Below are 3,025 nucleotides of genomic sequence, written 5' to 3'. Positions count from 1 at the left end.
CGCTGCTCACGTCGCTGTACAAGAGCGACAGCGACCTCGCGGTGCGCAGGTCCGCGCTGGAGGGGCTGGCGCGGCTGGGCCAGTCCGGTGCCCGGCCGCTGCTGGAGTCCCTGCGCGGCGTGGATCCGCGGCTGGATCCGGAGCTCGACGCGTGGCTGTCCGCGCTGAAGCTGAACCTCCAGGAGTGGCACCTGATCCTGCGGGAGAAGCAGCGCCTGTCGCCCTGAGTGCGTCTTCTTGGGGGCGGTGCTGTTCCATGGCGGGCATCCCCGCGTCCGGCCACGCCGAAAAGGTGGCCGGGTGCCGGGGAGTGCGACAGGTTGGGCGGGCCATGTCCGACAGCGGTTTCGGCTCGTCCACCCTCGCCCTGGCGCTCGTTGGCAGCGCCGTCACCATCCTCTCCACCAGCCTGGGCGCCCTGCCCGCCCTGGCCGCGCGCAGCATCTCCCAGCGCTCCAAGGACGTGCTGATGGGCTTCAGCGCGGGCGTGATGCTCGCGGCCACGGCCTTCTCGCTCATCGTGCCCGCCATCCACCTGGCGGAGGCGCGCACCCATTCGCGCTTCCTTCCGGCGGCGGTGGTGGGCGGCAGCATGCTGGTGGGCGGCCTCTTCCTGCACCTGTGCAACCGCTTCATCCCGCATGAGCACTTCATCAAGGGCCAGGAGGGCAACGCGGAGGCGGTGAACCTGAAGCGCATCTGGCTGTTCGTGCTGGCCATCGCGCTGCACAACTTCCCGGAGGGGCTGGCGGTGGGCACCGGCGTGGGCAGCCGCTCCATGACCATCGCGGTGCCCATCCTGGTGGGCATCGGGTTGCAGGACATCCCGGAGGGCTTCGTCGTCGCGCTGGCGCTGATGGGCGTGGCGTACAGCCGCAAGCAGGCGGTGCTGGTGGCGCTCTACACGGGGCTGGTGGAGGGGGTGGCCGCGCTGGTGGGCTTCTTCGCCACGTCGTTCGCGTCGGGCGTGCTGCCGTGGGCGCTGGCGTTCGCGGGCGGGTCCATGCTGTACGTCGTCAGCGACGAGATGATCCCCGAGAGCCACCGCCAGGAGTACGCGAAGGAGGCCACCGCGGGGCTGATGGTGGGCTTCGTGATGATGATGTTCCTGGACGTGACGCTGAGCTGACGCGGGCGGTGCGCGTGCCCGCGTCTGTGTCCTGGCGGACACCCGGCTGCCCGCCCGGGGGCCCGGACGTGGTAGTTTCAACCGCATGTCTGTGTCGGATCGAACCCGCATCGACGGGCCCCCCGGGGAGTCGAAGGACAAGGGCGCCCGCCCGGACGAAGAGGGGGCGGAAGCCGCGCTCCATGTGACGCTGCCGTACGAGCAGGCCCGCCGTCCGGGGGACCTGCCCACGGTGCGCCGCTTCCGCCTGTCCGTGGTGGAGGGCCCGGGCGCGGGCACGGTGTGGGAGTCCACGGCGGACACCTGTTCGGTGGGCTCGCACCCGCTCAACGACTTCGCGGTGGAGGACTCCACCGTGTCGCGCTTCCACTGCGAGGTGCGAATCGGGCCCAAGGGCCCGCAGGTGAAGGACCTGGACAGCCTCAACGGCGTCATCGTGGACGGCGTGCAGGTGGTGGAGGGCATCCTGCGCAGCGGCAGCCTGCTGCGGCTGGGCCGCGTGGTGCTGCGGTTCGACTTCAGCGCGGAGAGCAACCGGCTGCCCCTGTCGGAGCTGACGCGCTTCGGCACGCTGGTAGGCACGTCCGTGGCCATGCGCGGCTGCTTCGCGATGATGGAGCGGGCCTCCGCGCGCGACGTCACGGTGCTGCTGGAGGGAGAGACGGGCACAGGCAAGAGCCAGGCGGCGCTCGCCATCCACCAGGCCGGCCGGCGCAGGGACGCGGCGTTCCTGGTGGTGGACTGCGGCGCCATCCCCCCGCACATCCTGGAGAGCGAGCTGTTCGGCCACGAGAAGGGCTCCTTCACCGGCGCGGTGAGCCGGCGCGCGGGCGTCTTCGAGGAGGCCGACGGCGGCACCGTCTTCCTGGACGAGATTGGCGAGCTGCCTCCGGAGCTGCAGCCCAAGCTGTTGCGCGTGCTGGAGAACCGGGAGATCCGCCGGGTGGGCAGCAACACGTACCAGCCGGTGGACGTGCGGCTCATCGCGGCCACGCACCGCGACCTGCGCGCGGAGGTGAACGCGGGCCGCTTCCGCTCCGACCTGTTCTTCCGGCTCGCGGTGCTGCGCATCGCGATGCCCTCCCTGCGTCAGCGGCCGGAGGACCTGCCCCTCCTGGTGTCGGGCATCCTGGAGTCGCTGGGCGCGGACCCGGAGCGCACGGGCGCGCTGCGCACGCAGGAGTTCCTGTCCCGCCTGAGGCACGCGGCGTGGCCGGGCAACGTGCGCGAGCTGCGCAACCACCTGGAGCGCTGCCTGGTGTTCGAGGACGCGCTGCCCCTGGCGGAGGAGGACTCGCGCCCGGAGGGCAGCCCGCTGGAGGTGGACCTGTCGCGGCCGTACGCGGAGCAGCGCCGGCGCGTGGTGGACGACTTCGAGCGCCGCTACCTGCGCGCACTGCTGGAGAAGCACCAGGGCAAGGTGGCCCAGGCCGCCGTCACCGCCGGCATGGACCGCGTGCACTTCTACCGGCTGCTGCGCAGGCACGGCATCAAGCCGTGAGGGGGCCATGAGGTAGCCCCCCCTGCGGGAGGCGAAGCGGCCGAACTGGTCCGACAGTCGGACCCGTTGCCCAGGACCGCGCCCGGCACCCGCCCCCCTACCGTCTGGCGGAGAGCCGCCAGCGCTCCGGCGCGTCCGGCAGGAGGCTGGCGGCGAAGTCCAGCTCCAGCCCCCGCAGCGCCGGGCCGGTGACGACGGGCGACCCTTGCTCCCCGTCGTCGCGCACCCAGCCGGGCAGGTGGAGCAGGCCCCCTTCCCCGCCCTCCGCGTCCCACCCGGAGGCCGCGCCGTCCGTCCAGCCGTGGGGCTCGTCGCGCGCCGTCAGCCGGTCCACGTGCACGGTGACGTGGAAGCGCGCGGGGGAGGCGTCCCGGCCCGTCAGCGCGAGCCCCACG

At 72.6% G+C, this 3,025-nt stretch carries 2 protein-coding genes and 2 pseudogenes; 3 read left to right on the top strand and 1 reads right to left on the bottom strand.

The window, feature by feature from the left end; translation table 11 throughout:
• The 3 genes and pseudogenes from ACLEQD_RS40310 to ACLEQD_RS40300 all read left to right on the top strand — a co-directional run.
• Nucleotides 1-227, top strand: a pseudogene (locus ACLEQD_RS40310) (hypothetical protein); the annotation flags it as partial.
• Nucleotides 228-331: 104 nt separating this feature from the next.
• Nucleotides 332-1,129, top strand: coding sequence for a ZIP family metal transporter (locus tag ACLEQD_RS40305; RefSeq protein ID WP_410391251.1), 798 nt, complete (start codon nucleotides 332-334; stop codon nucleotides 1,127-1,129).
• Between the two features lie 85 nt (nucleotides 1,130-1,214).
• Nucleotides 1,215-2,630 (top strand): sigma 54-interacting transcriptional regulator, encoded by a 1,416-nt coding sequence (locus tag ACLEQD_RS40300; protein ID WP_253895587.1) that lies wholly within the window; start codon nucleotides 1,215-1,217, stop codon nucleotides 2,628-2,630.
• A gap of 97 nt (nucleotides 2,631-2,727) precedes the next feature.
• On the opposite strand, the pseudogene ACLEQD_RS40295 reads toward ACLEQD_RS40300, so the two are convergent.
• Nucleotides 2,728-3,025: pseudogene (locus ACLEQD_RS40295) on the bottom strand (serine/threonine protein kinase); the annotation flags it as partial.

The organism is Corallococcus sp. 4LFB, from assembly GCF_046520365.1.
GTDB classification, from domain to species: Bacteria; Myxococcota; Myxococcia; order Myxococcales; family Myxococcaceae; genus Corallococcus; species Corallococcus caeni.
Note: the sequence above shows the minus strand (reverse complement) of the source record. Positions and strands in the feature narration are given on the sequence as shown.